Raw genomic sequence first — 14,642 nt, 5'->3', positions numbered from 1 at the left:
ATGGCGAGTCGATCGGGCGCGATCGCCGCGGGACGGTCCGGATCGGCGATCCCTCCCGATGATCGCTCCGCCCGAAGAACCATAGAGCGGATCGCTCGCATCGGCAGGTTCGTGTCGCGACGATTCAACTCCTGATGATTGCATGCGACGTGGCACGCCGATTGGGTGGGTTTTTTCGACGGGCAGGGTCCTGGACAGGCGTTCTCGGGCCCGCTACACTCGGATCCTGCCTCGACGTGGATTTCGGACGAACGCACCAGGGATCGGACAAGACCTAAGGAACCTGCAGGGATGGCCAGCTCCGACATCGTGATCCGGGGCGCCCGAGAGCACAATCTGCGAGACGTCTCCTTGCAGTTGCCTCGCGGCGCTTTGATTTGCTTCACGGGGGTGTCGGGATCGGGGAAGAGCTCGATGGCCTTCGACACGCTGTATGCCGAGGGGCAGCGGCGTTACGTCGAGAGCCTGTCGAGCTATGCCCGGCAATTTCTTGGCCAGTTGCCCAAGCCGGATGTCGACCGGATCGACGGCCTGAGCCCTTCCATCGCCATCCAGCAGAAGACCGGGGGGCGGAACCCGAGGAGCACGGTCGGGACCATCACCGAGATCCACGACCATCTCCGCGTCCTGTTCGCGAGGGTCGGCCGGCAGCATTGCCCGTCGTGCGGGCAGCCGGTCTCGGCGCAGACCCGCGAGCAGATCACCGCCCAGATCCTCGACCAGCCGGCCGGGGCGTCGATCACCCTGCTGGCACCGGTCATCCGGGGGCAGAAGGGGGAACACCGCGACCTGTTCGCCGACCTGTCCCGCGCCGGCTACGTCCGGGCCAGGGTCGACGGCCGGATCATCGCCTTGAGCGATCCGCCGGCCCTCGACCGCCAGGTCAAGCACGAGATCGAGGTCGTGATCGACCGGATCAAGCTCGGGCCGTCGGCCCGATCGCGCCTGGCCGAGGCGGTGGAATCGGCCCTGAAGCTCGGCGACGAGACGGTGATCGTGGCGATCGAGGACCAGCCGGATCTGGTCCTCTCCTCCCGGTATGCCTGCGTCCCGTGCGGGATCGGCTTCGACGCCCCGAGCCCCCAGCTCTTCAGCTTCAACAGCCCGCAGGGGATGTGCCCCTCGTGCGATGGGCTCGGGATCCGCCACGATTTCGCCGCGGACCTGCTCGTGCCCGACCCGTCGAAGTCGATCTGGGAGGGGGCGATCGCCCCGCTCGGCCCCTTGAAGAAGGTGGGCAAGTGGAAGCGGCACCTCTTCGAGGGCTTCGCCGCGAATCTCGAGGCGGACGAGGGCGGCCTGAAGAAAGGGACGCTGCTCCGGACCCCCTGGGGAAAACTCAGCCCCGAACACCAGAACGCCTGGCTCCACGGGACCGGCGATCGGGTGATCGTGTACCGATGGAAGACCCGCAATCGCCAGTGGTCGCACCCGGGGACCTGGAAAGGGGTCGCCAACGAACTCCTGGAGAAGTACCAGCACTCCAAGGGAGGGCCCCACCGCGCGGCGCTCGAGCCGTATATGAGGAGCATGACCTGCCCGGATTGCTCGGGAGCCCGGCTGAACCCGAGGGCCCGGGCCGTCCGGGTCGGTGAGCGTTCCCTGCCCGAGCTGGAGGCGCTGGACCTCGGTACGCTTTCCCGTTGGTTCGAGCGGCTGAGCGGCGCGGGCGTCGCCGACGGGCCGAACGACCCCGAGCCGCTTACCGCCCGGTCGATGACGATCGCCGAGGAGCTGCTCAAGGAGATCCGAGGGCGATTGCGGTTCCTGGCCGACGTCGGCCTCGATTACCTCACCCTGGATCGCTCGGCCCCGACCCTCTCCGGGGGAGAGGCGCAACGCATCCGGCTGGCCAGCCAGGTCGGGGCCGGGCTCGTCGGGGTGCTCTATATCCTCGACGAGCCTTCGATCGGCTTGCATCCCCGCGACAATGACCGGCTGATCGCCACCCTGCAGCGGCTTCGGGACATCGGCAACACCGTCGTCGTGGTCGAGCACGATGAAGACACGATGCGGGCGGCCGACACGATCGTCGACTTCGGGCCCGGCCCGGGGATCAAGGGGGGGGAGGTGATCGCCCAGGGGAGCCTGGCGACGATCTCCCGCAATCCGAAGAGCCTGACCGGACAGTACCTCTCGGGGCGGAAGTCGATCGCCGTCCCGACCCATCGCCGCGGGATCGCCGAGCACGCCCTCCGCATTGTTGGCGCTCGTCACAACAATCTCAAGACGATTGATGTCTCGGTCCCGCTGGGGCGATTCGTCTGCGTGACGGGGGTGTCGGGGTCGGGGAAGAGTTCCTTGATCGGCGATATCCTCCGGGAGACGCTCGCGCGCGACCTCAACGGCGCGAAGACCGAGCCGGGCCTGCACGATCGGATCGAGGGGGTGGATCGCCTCGACAAGATCATCGACATCGACCAGTCGCCCATCGGTCGGACGCCCCGGTCGAATCCGGCCACCTACATCAAGCTCTTCGACGAGATCCGGGATCTCTACACGAGGCTGCCCGACTCGAAGACCCGGGGCTACAAGCCCGGACGGTTCAGCTTCAACGTCCCCGGCGGGCGCTGCGAAGCCTGCCAGGGGAACGGGTCGAACAAGCTCGAGATGGATTTCCTCGCCGATGTCTGGGTCACGTGCCCGGTCTGCGAGGGCAAGCGGTTCAACCGGGAGACGCTTCACTGCCGGTTCAAGGGCAAGAGCATCAGCGACGTGCTCGAGATGGACGTCCAGGAGGCCCTCGAACACTTCGCCAACGTGCCGAAGATCGAGGCGATGCTCCGGACCCTGCACGACGTCGGCCTCGACTATTTGAAACTCGGGCAGCCCTCCCCCACGCTTTCCGGCGGCGAAGCCCAACGGATCAAACTGGCCCGAGAACTGGTCCGCAAGGGGACTGGCAAGACGCTCTACGTCCTCGACGAGCCGACCACCGGCCTGCATTTCGAGGACATCCGCCGCCTGCTCGACGTCCTGCACGGTTTCGTCGAGCAAGGGAACACGGTGGTGGTGATCGAGCACAACCTCGACGTGATCAAGACCGCCGACTGGATCCTCGACCTCGGTCCCGAAGGCGGTTCCGGCGGCGGCCGGATCGTGGCGGAGGGACCGCCGGAGGAGGTCGCCCGGGTCCGAGCGAGCCACACCGGCAAGGCCCTTGCCCGAGTCCTCTGGCCCGATTCGGCGCGTGCGGCGTCTTCGAAAAATGGATCGTCGCGCAAGAAAAACGGCAACGGCCGGGCGGCCCGCGAACTCAGCACGATCACGATCGAAGGGGCGTCGCAGCACAATCTCAAGGGGATCGACGTTCGAATCCCCCGCAACCAGATGACCGTCTGCAGCGGGCCGAGCGGTTCGGGCAAGAGCTCGCTGGCGATGGACACGCTTTATGCCGAAGGGCAACGGCGATACGTCGAGAGCCTGTCGAGTTATGCCCGCCAGTTCCTCGCCCCCTTGCAGAAGCCGAAGGTCGAGCGGGTGACGGGGCTCTCTCCGGCCATCAGCATTGAGCAGAAAACGACCAGCAAGAGCCCCCGGTCGACCGTCGGGACGGTCACCGAGATCCACGACTACCTGCGCATCCTGTTCGCGAGGCTCGGGCAGATGTACTGCCCGTCGTGCGGGATCCCGGTCGGCACACAGACCTCGGACGAAATCGTCGAGAAGCTCCTGCACCACCCCGAAGGGACTCGAATCTACATCATGGCCCCTCTCGATCGCAAAGAGGGGGAGGATTACGAGACCCTCTGGGACGATCTCCGCGGTTCCGGCTTCGTGCGCGTGCGTGTCGACGGCGTCTCGCACAACCTCGATTCCCCTCCGACGCTGAATCGTCGCCAGTCGCATGCGATCGAGGTCGTGGTCGACCGCGGTCTCGTCCGGCGATCGACCCGCTCCCGGCTGGCCGACGCGGTCGAGGCGGCGCTCGATCTGGGGCGAGGGGTCATTCACGTCGCCAGGGTTTCCGAGCAAGCCGACGAGGCCGACTGGCCCATCCAGCGCTTCAGCCAGCACCGTTCCTGCGACGGCTGCGGCCGGAGTTTCGAAGAATTGTCACCCCATCATTTCTCGTTCAATAGCGCGCTCGGCTGGTGCCCCTCGTGCGAGGGGCTCGGCGTCCAGCTCGGCGCCGATCCGGCGGCCCTGATCCCCGACGGCCGCAAGAGCCTCCGAGGCGGGGCGGTCTCGGTCTGGCCCCCGTTCGAGTCGAACCCGTTGTTCGCCCGGATGATCGCGGGCATGGCCGATCGCCTGGGGATCGACCTGGAGACTCCCTTCGACGACCTCGAGGCCCGCCATCGCCGGATGATCCTCTTCGGGACCGATACCCAGTGGTTCGACGTGCAACCTGCCGACGGGGCTGTCGGGTTCCGCTTCCAGTACAAGGGGCTCTTCCCTTCGCTGGAGGAGGCAGGCCGGCTCTCCTACCTCTACCGGGCGAAATTGCGAGGGATGGTGGCCGAGACCGCCTGCTCCACCTGCATGGGGGGGCGGTTGCGCGACGACGCGTCCGCGGTCCGGTTCAAGGAGTTCACGATCGATCAGATGAGCAACTGGCCGCTCGGCCGGGCGTTCGCGTTCTTCCAGGGGATGAAACTCTCCACGGACGAGCGTCACATCGCCGGGGACCTGATCCGGGAGATTCGGGATCGGCTGAAGTTCCTGGTCGATGTCGGGCTCGATTACCTCTCGCTTGCCCGATCCACCCCGACCCTCTCGGGCGGGGAGAGCCAGCGCATCCGACTCGCCAGTCAGATCGGCAGCGGCCTGACCGGCGTCCTCTACGTCCTCGATGAGCCGACGATCGGCCTCCACCCGAGGGACAACGCCCGGCTCCTGCGGGCCCTGCAACATCTCAGGAATCTCGGCAACACCCTGGTCCTCGTCGAGCACGACCGCGAGGTGATCGAGGCGGCGGACCACCTGCTCGACTTCGGGCCCGGCTCCGGCGACCTCGGCGGCCGGATCACCGCGCACGGGGCGCCGGGCAAGGTCCGCAAATCCTCGAAGTCGTTGACGGGGCGTTACCTGAGCGGCCGGGCCTCGATCCCGGTCCCGTCGAACCGCCGGGATGCTCGGGGGGCGGCCCTGGTGATCCGCAACGCGAGGCACCACAACCTGAAGGGGATCGATGTCGGGTTCCCGATCGGTGTCGTGACGGCGGTGACCGGGGTGAGCGGCTCCGGGAAGAGCTCCCTGGTCGAAGATATCTTGATGAAGGCGTGCGCCCAGCACCTGCACCGGTCGCAGGTGGTGCCGGGCCTGCACGATCGGATCGAGGGGATCGAGGCGATCGACAAGATGATCGGGGTCGATCAGACGCCGATCGGGGGCACGCCCAACTCGACCCCCGCGACCTATACCGGCGTGTTCGACCTGATCCGGGAGCTGTTCGCGAAGCTGCCGGAGTCGAAGATTCGCGGCTACGGCCCCGGCCGATTCAGTTTCAACGTGCCCGGCGGCCGTTGCGAGGCCTGCGAGGGGGCCGGTCAAACCCGAATCGAGATGCACTTTTTGCCCGATGTCTGGGTCCCTTGCGAGTCGTGCGGGGGGGCCCGATTCACCGGCGAGACGCTCGCGGTGACGTATCGGGGAAAGTCGATCGCCGACGTGCTCGCCATGAAGGTCGACGCGGCGCTCGACCTGTTCGCCGCGGTCCCCAAGATCCGGCGCGTCTTGCAGACCCTGCACGACGTCGGCCTCGGCTACGTCTCGCTCGGCCAGTCGGCCCCCACGCTCTCCGGCGGCGAGGCGCAGCGGATCAAGCTCGCGGCCGAGCTGGCCCGCCCCCAGACCGGGCGGACGCTCTATGTCCTGGACGAGCCGACGACCGGCCTGCATGCTGACGACGTCCGGAAGCTGCTCGACGTCATCCACCGCCTGGCGGACCTGGGCAACACGGTGGTGGTCATCGAACACCACCTCGATGTGATCAAGACCGCCGACTGGGTGATCGACCTCGGGCCCGAGGCCGGCGAGCAAGGGGGGACCATCGTCGCGGTCGGACCCCCCGAGGCGATCGTCTCCACCCCGGACAGCCTCACCGGCGCCGAGCTCCGGCCGGTGCTCGAGGCCGGGCCGCTCGCGACCCGGCCACATTATGACGCCGTGGCCGAGGCCCGGAAGGAACTGGAGGATGCCCGACGGGCGGCCGAAACCCTTGGCGAGGTCGAGGCGATCGCCCCTCCCTGGGAGAGCGACGGGCGGCGATGGCATACCCGGGATCGTTCCACCCGGACCGGCAAGCCGGTTCGATGGGACGGCCGCATCCTCGAATTCATCGTCGATCGCCTGGATGGGCTCGGCGGATTCGAGGCCCCCGACTGGTCGAAGCGGACCCTCGTGCGGGTCGCTGTGCCCGGCGCCTCCCGGATGACACCGGCCTTTTTCGAGGCGAGCACGGGCCAGGAGTGGGTCGTCACGCTTCGCTTCCGCAGCCCGATGCGACATGCCCAGCCGCTCGACCGCATCCAGGACGAGCTGGGGCTCAAGGCGTTCGACGACCTGGAAACCCCGGTCGTCTGCGATGCGCCTCGGGTCTCGGCGGGCTTCGCGGGGGCCGGCTTCCGAGAGGTGGTCATCATGGCCCACTCGGCCGAGGAACTGTGTACCCCGGCCTTCGGGGCCTTCATCGACCGGATGGCCCGGGCGTTCCTCGGTCAACCCGTCTCGGACGAGTGGGGAGACGCCAAGGCTCGCGTGGCGGCCCTGATGAGCGGCCCCGAGCGCGAGTGACCGGGGGACTCGCGCGTCGAGTCGAGGCGGTCACTCCCTCGGGACCTCGACCGATCGCAGCAACTCGCCCAGCAGGTCATCGACGCGCCTGCCCTCGATCTCCGATTCGGGGGTCAGGATCACCCGATGGCGGAGCGCGGGCAGGGTGACGTCGATCACGTCATCCGGGATGACATAATCGCGCCCTTCGAGCGCGGCGGAGGCCCGGGCACCGCGGAGCATCGCCACGCCGGCCCGCGGCGAGGCCCCGATCGAGAAGGCCGGCCACTCCCGGGTCCGCCGCACGATGGCCGTGATGTATTCGATCAGGCGATCGTCGGCGAGGATCTCGCCGCATCGCCTTTGCATCTCCAGGACCTCGGCCGGGGTGGTCACGGTCGCCACGCGATCGGCCAGGATCGAGTCGGGGCTGCGTCCCTCGGTATGGAGGCGGAGGATGTCGGCCTCCTCCCGGAGCGACGGATAGTCGGCCACGAGCTTGAACAGGAAGCGGTCGAGCTGGGCTTCCGGCAGGTTGTACGTCCCCTCGGACTCGATCGGGTTCTGCGTGGCCATGACCAGGAACGGGGGTTCCAGGACATGGGCCTGGCCATCGACCGTCACCCGGGCTTCCTGCATGATTTCGAGCAAGGCCGCGTGGGTCTTGGCCGGGGAGCGGTTGATCTCATCGGCCAGCAAGAGCTGCGTGAAGACGGGGCCGGGTCGGAATCGGAAGGCGCCGGTGTGTTCCTCGTAGATCGAGGTCCCCGTGATGTCTGAGGGCATCAGGTCGGGAGTGAACTGGATGCGGTTGAAGTGGCATCCGAGCACCCGGCCGAGGACCCTGACGAGCAGGGTCTTGCCCAGGCCCGGCACGCTCTCGATCAGGACATGCCCCTGCGCGAGCAAGGCGATCAAAACCCCTCGGACCAGCGGTTGCTGGCCGACGTAGACCTTGTCGATTTCTTGCCTGACGCGGGCAGCCCAGTCGGACACGTCGGCGTTCAACGGTTCGTCAGTCGGGTTCATCGAGGGTTCTGGCCTGGGTTCGGCGGGATGATCGGAGGCGGTCTTCGAGCACTCGGTGCCAGGACTTCCGTGCATGCGACCAGGTCCGGCGGCGGTCAAGCGGCTCTATCAGACGGTTCGCCACGGAGTCCGGTCAAGAAGCCAGTCCGGAATCGATCGGGTGGCCGAAACGGGGGCGAGCCGGCCGGCCCTCGTGGGAGGGGCCGGCCGGCTCGCTCGTGCTGCTGATCAAGGGGGCTGAGCCCCCCGGGTCAGGCCTGGTCAGGCCGCAGCCGGGACAGGGCCGACTTGACCCTCGGGTTCCCGGATTCCTCGCCGAACTGGCCGAGGATCAGGTCGTACGCCCTCGGATCCCGCTGGGGGGCGGTCGACGCGGCCGCCTCGGCCTCCTCGGTGGTCGAGGCGGCCGTGGTGAGCGATCCGGGGGTCCGGATGGTCCGCTGCGCCACGTTGAGGTAGCGATCGTAGAACGACCCGATGTTGACCTCCGAAGCCGTGAAGGGAGGCCGGGGGGCGTCGGGGGTCGGGGCGGCCGCCGGCGGGGCGACCGGGGTGGCCACGTCGTCCTGGGACGGGCCGGGGTTGGTCGGGGCCTGGGGAGTCTCGGGCCGGTTGCGGCCCGGAGATCGCTCGGGGCGCTGGCCCGGCTCGGTCTGGAAGAGGGCGTAGAACGGCCCTGCCCCCGGATCGTTCACCCCCACGCCCCGGTTGATGCCGAAGCGGTTGGGGGTGTAGTTCCGGAACCGCTGCGTGATCTGCGGGGGCACGAAGGCGTACGTCGGCAGGATTCGCTGCAGGTCGGTCCAGTTCCGGACCGGCGTCCCGTCGATCAGGTAACCGCCGGCCGAACCGCGCTGGCGATCGTTGATCACGAAGCTGTCGGGGGCCGGCAGCAGCGTGTGTGCCAGCATCTCGAACTGCTGGACCGAGACGACGCCGTCGAGCTTCCCGTCGGCCGAGTAGTCGAAGAAGTTGAACCGCCGCTGATAGACGTTCAGCTCTCCCGGCTGCTCGAACTGGCTGGTCAGGCCCAGGGGGGCGACCTCGTCGGTCAGCACGACCGAGCTGATGAAGTTCCGGGGGCCTTCCACCGGGTCTTCCCCGGGCGGTCGGGCCGTGCCGCCGAGCAGACGGGCCATGGCCCCGGCCTCGGGCATGCCGATGGTATTGGACTTCGAGACGAAGTTCTCGATCTCCTGGGCCGTGATGAACCCGTTGTTATTGGAGTCGATGAGGTCGATCGCCCCGGTATTGAACAGGTACGGCAGGGCGATGGATCCCTCGATCGCCGCCACCGCGTTGCCGACATCCACTCGGGAGAATTCCCGATAGAAGGCCGGCGTGCCGAGCGAGAACGGCTGGAGCTGATCGACCACCTCGTCGCCGGGGATGTCGGCGTCTTCGGCCGGGACGGCGGTCCACTGCAGGATCGAGTTGATCCCGTGCGGGTTGGCGTAGGCTTCGAGGTTCCGGATCATGCCGGGGCCGAAGTCGAGGGCCGTCGACCCGACCGGCGAGGTCAGGTAGGCGCTGACGGTCGAGGTGTTCGCCGACAGCTTGCTGTAGTAGTCGAGGGCCGAGGCCAGCAGCGAGAACGACCCGGTGACCATGCCCGAGGAGAGCGAGGTCCCCGTCTCGTCGAAAACGAGGTGGCTGTTGCCGTCTCCGACGAAGGTCCGGCGGTAGGTCGGCACGCCGATCGCCGGGGCGGCGAAGTCGGTCGTGTGCGTCCGGTTCGCGGCCGAGAGCAGGCGATCCGCGAAGATCGTCAGGTCGTTGGCGGCGATGGCCGGCAGCGTGGTGAGGTCCGGAGCCAAGGCCGCGGGCGGGAAGAGCCTCCCCAGCGGGCCGGGCGCGGGGTCGGTCGGGGGCGTCGTCGGGCCGTTCCGGAACGGGAACGCGTACGAGCCGGTGACCGAGATGACCTCGTTGAGGATCGCCGGGATCGGCTCGCCGTTGATGTTGCCGATTTCCGGGGTGTTCGGGTCGCCGAACTGGCCGGACGCGGCGATCGGCGTGATCCCCCGGTGCAGCAGGCGCTGCATCTGGTTCTTCAGGGCGATGACGAGCTGCTTGTTCTGGCGGAAGGCCGTCCCTTCGGTGTCGAAGGTCGTGGTCGTCCCGAAGCCGAAGTTCGAGGCCACCACCCGGTCGACCCGCCCCGGGCGGACCGGGTCGTTGACGAAGGGGGTGTCGGCCACGTATCGGATGGCGTCGTAGAAGGCCTGGTTCGTCGTGCCCGAGGCGAGCGGGCTGAAGACGTTGACCGGCTGCAAGGTGGCCTGCGGGACGAACTGGGAGATCACCCCCGCGACGAGCGTGCCGTGCCCGTTGCCCGCGCCCAGGTCGTCGTTCCCGGCCGCCCCGGTGAAGATGTTCCGGCCCGGCGCGACCCGGCCTCGCAATTGAGGGGTCTGGGCGTCGATCCCCGTGTCGACCACCGCGACCGCGGTCCCCTCGCCCTGGAACGGCACGCCGAGCGTCCGGAGGTCGCCCAGGCCGACCAGCTCGCCCGCGGTGGAGTGGGCCAGGCTCAGGGTCGACTTGAACTGCCAGATGCCGTCGTTGTCGGCCACGTAGAGCGTCGTGCCGTCGGCCGAGAAGGTGATGCTCAGGCTCGACTCGACGAAGCTGCCCGAACCCCGCTCGCCCGAGGTGTTGAAGCCCTCGGCGAAGGGCGTCACGGTGCCGTCGGGCAGCACCCGGACGACCCGGCCGCCGAGGTTGCTGCCCGGGACGTCGACGGTCAACTGAGACGGATTCGCCGGGTCGACCACGATCCCGCCCGTGCCGCCGCCCTGGACCGGCAGGACGAGGGTCCCTTCGAGCGCGCCGTCGACGCCGGGGATGTCGACGCCCACCGCCAGGCCGGAGGCCAGGTCGGCGACGAACATGCTGCCGGCGAAGGTGGGGTCGCCGATGACCGGCAACGCCCCCGCGCCGCCGCCCTCGACGGTCGTCCCGTACGAGAAGAAGCCGAATTCGTCGAACGCGATGTCCTGGAAGCGGCGGAACGGGGTCCCGACGGCCGAGAGGCGGTCGATGCCCGAGGGGTTCGTCGCGTCGGCCTGGGTGGTTGCCAGCTCCACCAACTCTTCGGGGAAAGGTCCCAGCACCAGGCCCTGGATCCCGGCATTCGCCACGATCACGTTGTTGCCCGGGCCGGTGTTGTTGCGGATCAGCAGGTCACCGTTGGTCCCCTGGATGCCGCTGACCCCCGGGTCGGGGTTGCTGAAGCCGGGGATGCCGGGCGTCCCGAAGTCGGTGAAGGCCGAGTAGACCTGAGAGATGTAGTCGTTATTGGCCGAGGTCAGCCCGACCTGCGGCCCGAAGGTCAATCGGGTGTCGCTCACCCCCTGCGGCAGGGGGCCGGAGATGACCTGGGCCCCTTGCATCTGGTTGGCGTCGAAGAACAGGGCGGTGAAGCCCGGGGCGTTCGTGCCCGACCCGGCGAACATGCCCCGCAGGAAGTCCTGCTGCTGGGCCGGGGGCACATGGACGGCGCTCGGGCGTCGGACCAGGTTCCCGGTGTCCTGCCCCTCGGCGAAGACGAGGTAGAGGCCCATGAAGGACCCGTCGGGGCCGATCCGGTAGATCGCGTTCTTCAGCGGATCGGTGCGGTCGACCGAGGCGACGAACATCGACGGCAGGCCGTCGAACGTCCCCTCGGTATCGAAGGTGATGTCGTACCAATTGACCAGGCCGGTCTCGATCCCGGCCGAGTTCTCGGCCGTCGTGCCGGGCGAGATCTGGTTCAGGACCGTGTTCAGGTCGAAGAAGACGTTCGCGTTGCCCGTGGCCGGGTCGATGCGATAGATCACGCCCGGGCGCCCTCCGGTCTCGATCGGAGGGCCGGCGTCGTTGTTCCCCCGGGTGATCGCGTAGACGTTCTTGCCGAAGTCGCCCCCCGGGCCGGCCTCGATCCGGACGATGTTGTTGTCGAACGCCGCGGTCGGGGTCAGTTGCGAGACCGAGACATACGGCGCGGCACTGAACGCGGACGTGTCGCCCGGCTCGACCGTGATCACGCCGCGATTGACGTTGTCGGCCTGCTCGTCGAAGGGGTCGAAGACCGCGATACGCGCCGCAGTCGGAAGATAGGGCGCGAGGAGCTGCTTCGTCTCGAGTTGCTGGATCGACTCGATCTGAAGGCGTTGACGGCTCCGAGGCTTCTGGGCCCGCGCCCGCGAGCGGTTTGGCTGGGACATTCGGTTCTCTCCTTAGGGCTGACTCGACCATCCTGGACCGAGGCCGAAACGCCCGGCGCCCCTCGGTATCGGCGTCGAGGGCGCCCGCATCTCAGCAAATCTCGAATCGTCACCGGCGGCTCCAGCAACCGGCGCGATTAGCGGGCGCAGGCCGCTCATTCAGACTCATCGTTTTGATCGGACGATCGACGGGGTCGGCATGAGTCAACCCGAATCAAAGGCACCGAGCGGGATTTCCATTCCGGTCGAATCCCGGAGGAGAAGCACCAGCTGTCACCGCCGGGTACCGGGCCTCCTTTCCTGGACTCCGCGCATGAAAAAACGCCGGGACCGTCCGCGTACGGACAACCCCGGCGAGGCGATGGCGTCTTGCGTCGAACGATCCTCGATTGCAAGGCGAGGATCAAAGAGGCCGTTACTCGGAGGAGGGCCCAGGAGAGCCGACAACCCCCTGAGGGCCGGTCCCGCCCCCCTGGGGCCGGGTCTGCGCCTGGAAGGCCCCGGCGCGGCGGCGGACGTCCAGCTCGATCGAGCCGAAGGTCCCTTCGTGCCGCTGGATGGTCATGCCCAGCGCGGTCAGGAGCCGCTTGGCCGTGTAGAAGTTCATCACCAGCCGCTGATTGGCCTTGACGTCCTGACGACCCGTGGCGAACGGCTGAGGGTTGAGGCCGAAGTCGAGGATGACTTCTTCCGGAGTCGCCGTGACCCGGCAGAAATTGGAATACGACGGCACCGTGTTCGTATCATCGACGAACACCTCGGTGGTCGCGCCCTGGGGCTGGCCCTGTGCCGCTGCTTGGCCTTCTTTTTCCGGTCCCGCTCCTTCGCCGCTGCTCATGGCATACTCCTTAATGCTTCGGATGGAATCCGTAAGGGATACGGTCAGTCGGGGGTCGCATCACCGCCTGGCGGACTTGGGACGTCAGAGGCGGGCGATCACCCCACATCGGGTGAATCCGATTGGGGGATCCGGGTGCCGAGCCGCGCAGCCCTGCGCCTGCCCGGAAGCGGAATGCCCCCGACGCGCCGCCAGTCTGACGGAAGCGTCGCCGTCGATCAATGCCTTTTCCGGCCAATCACGCGGCCGAGGAGGCGGATTCGGGGCCGAGTCGGAGGGCTTCGGCGTGGCGTTGCATCTCGCGAGGGGGCCGGCCGACGAGCCGGTCGAGCAACCCCAGGGTCCGCCCGGTCGCCCCCCTCTGGGCGAGCACGAAGCCCCGGGCCGACTGGCCCCGAGCCCGGGCCGAGGGCGAATCGGCCAGGTCGGAGCGAAGCGCCTCGGTCAGCTCGGCCTCGTCCCGGACGACCCGGGCCGCCCGGCGATCGAGCAAGCCCTCGACCGCCTCGCGGAAGTTACTCGTGTGGGGGCCGAACAGCACCGATGCCCCGAAGGCCGATGGCTCCATCATGTTCTGACCTCCCCGGCCCGGGAACAGGCTGCCGCCCACGAAGGCCAGGTCGGCCATCCCCCAGATGCTCGACAGCTCGCCGACGGTGTCGATGAGCAGGACCGGGGGGGAGGCTCCCGGGGCCGGCCCGGCCGGCGGCTCGCGATCGACGCTCCGACGCCAGACCGGGTGCCCCTGGCCCTCGATCCAGCGCGCGAGGTCGGCGCCTCGTTCCGGATGGCGGGGGACGATCACCAGCCGGAGCCCGGGATGCTCGGCCCGGGCGGCCTGATAGGAGCGGAGCACGACGGCTTCCTCCCCTTCCATCGTGCTGCCGGCCACGAAGACCGGCCCGGCCGCATCGTCCAGCCCGAGCGACCGGCGCATCGCGCGCACCTTGGGCGCGTCTCGGAGCGATTCCAAGCCGTCGTACTTGATGGAGCCGGTGACCGTGACCCGGTCGGCGGGCATGCCGATGTCCCGGAACCGCGAGGCGGATTCCTCCGACTGGGCCCCCACCAGGTCGAGCCTGCGGAGGGTCGGGCCGAGCAGGCTCCGGAAGCGACGATAGCGGGGATGGCTCCGTCGGCTGATCCGGCCGTTGATCACCGCCACCCGGGTGCCCTGGTCCGAGGCGGCCCGGATCAGATTCGGCCAGAGTTCCGTCTCGACCAGCACCAGGGCCGTCGGCCGGACCCGGCCGAGTGCCCGGCGCACGGCCCACGAGAAATCGAGGGGGGCGTAGAAGGTCACCAGGTCGGGGAAGGTCCGGCGGGCGACGTCCAGGCCGGTCGGGGTGGTCGTGGAGATGACCACCTCCCAGTCGGGCCGCCGGCGGTGCAGGTCGGCGATCAAGGGGCGGAGCAGGAGCACCTCGCCGACGCTCACGGCGTGGAACCAGAGACAAGGGGCGTTGCCCAACCGTCTCGGGACCCGTCCCCAAAGCTTCTGGGCGTAGCCGTCCCTGTACTTCCCGGCTCGCCAGGCTCGGAGCAGCAAGACCGGCGAACAGATCGAGAGCAAGACGACGTAAGCCGCATCAAGCAGATAGGGCATCGAGGCATCCTTTCCTGACCCGCCTCGCCCGGACCGGGCGATCAACGCTTCGCGGTCGTTACCAACCCTCGGACACGACCCGGCAACGTCCTTTGTTTCACCGGGGGGCCGATCTGTCGAGTCGTTCAAGCAAGCAGGATGCCAGTCGCGTGGCGTTCCGGGGCGGTTTGTCCGTTCTCGACCCGGCAGCCCTGACCGAGAACGCGCCGAATCCCCGGGCCTTCAGGGGGTTACGGTCCGGCGA

General features: G+C 68.3%; 5 protein-coding genes. 1 reads left to right on the top strand and 4 read right to left on the bottom strand.

Annotation, left to right across the window (positions count from 1 at the left end; all coding sequences use genetic code 11):
- The first annotated feature begins 291 nt into the window (after nt 1–291).
- Complete coding sequence (gene uvrA / locus AB1L88_RS06500; protein WP_367095824.1) at nt 292–6,738, top strand: excinuclease ABC subunit UvrA; 6,447 nt, start codon at nt 292–294, stop codon at nt 6,736–6,738.
- Between the two features lie 30 nt (nt 6,739–6,768).
- Here uvrA and AB1L88_RS06495 read toward each other — a convergent pair whose 3' ends face one another.
- The 4 genes from AB1L88_RS06495 to AB1L88_RS06480 all read right to left on the bottom strand — a co-directional run bounded on the left by AB1L88_RS06495 (nt 6,769) and on the right by AB1L88_RS06480 (nt 14,398).
- Nucleotides 6,769–7,746 (bottom strand): MoxR family ATPase, encoded by a 978-nt coding sequence (locus AB1L88_RS06495; RefSeq protein WP_367095823.1) that lies wholly within the window; start codon nt 7,744–7,746, stop codon nt 6,769–6,771.
- Between the two features lie 251 nt (nt 7,747–7,997).
- Entirely contained in the window at nt 7,998–11,954 is a 3,957-nt protein-coding gene (locus AB1L88_RS06490; RefSeq protein WP_367095822.1) for a S8 family serine peptidase, read from the bottom strand.
- A 415-nt stretch (nt 11,955–12,369) separates the two neighbouring features.
- Nucleotides 12,370–12,792 (bottom strand): DUF3467 domain-containing protein, encoded by a 423-nt coding sequence (locus AB1L88_RS06485; protein ID WP_367095821.1) that lies wholly within the window; start codon nt 12,790–12,792, stop codon nt 12,370–12,372.
- A gap of 238 nt (nt 12,793–13,030) precedes the next feature.
- Nucleotides 13,031–14,398 carry a 3-deoxy-D-manno-octulosonic acid transferase gene (locus AB1L88_RS06480; protein WP_367095820.1) on the bottom strand — a complete coding sequence of 456 codons (1,368 nt, stop codon included), beginning with the start codon at nt 14,396–14,398 and terminating at the stop codon, nt 13,031–13,033.
- Nucleotides 14,399–14,642 lie beyond the last annotated feature (244 nt).

Source organism: Tautonia sp. JC769 (assembly GCF_040717455.1).
GTDB lineage: Bacteria > Planctomycetota > Planctomycetia > Isosphaerales > Isosphaeraceae > Tautonia.
The sequence above is the reverse complement of the archived record's forward strand: the minus strand, read 5'-3'. Positions and strand labels throughout refer to the sequence as shown.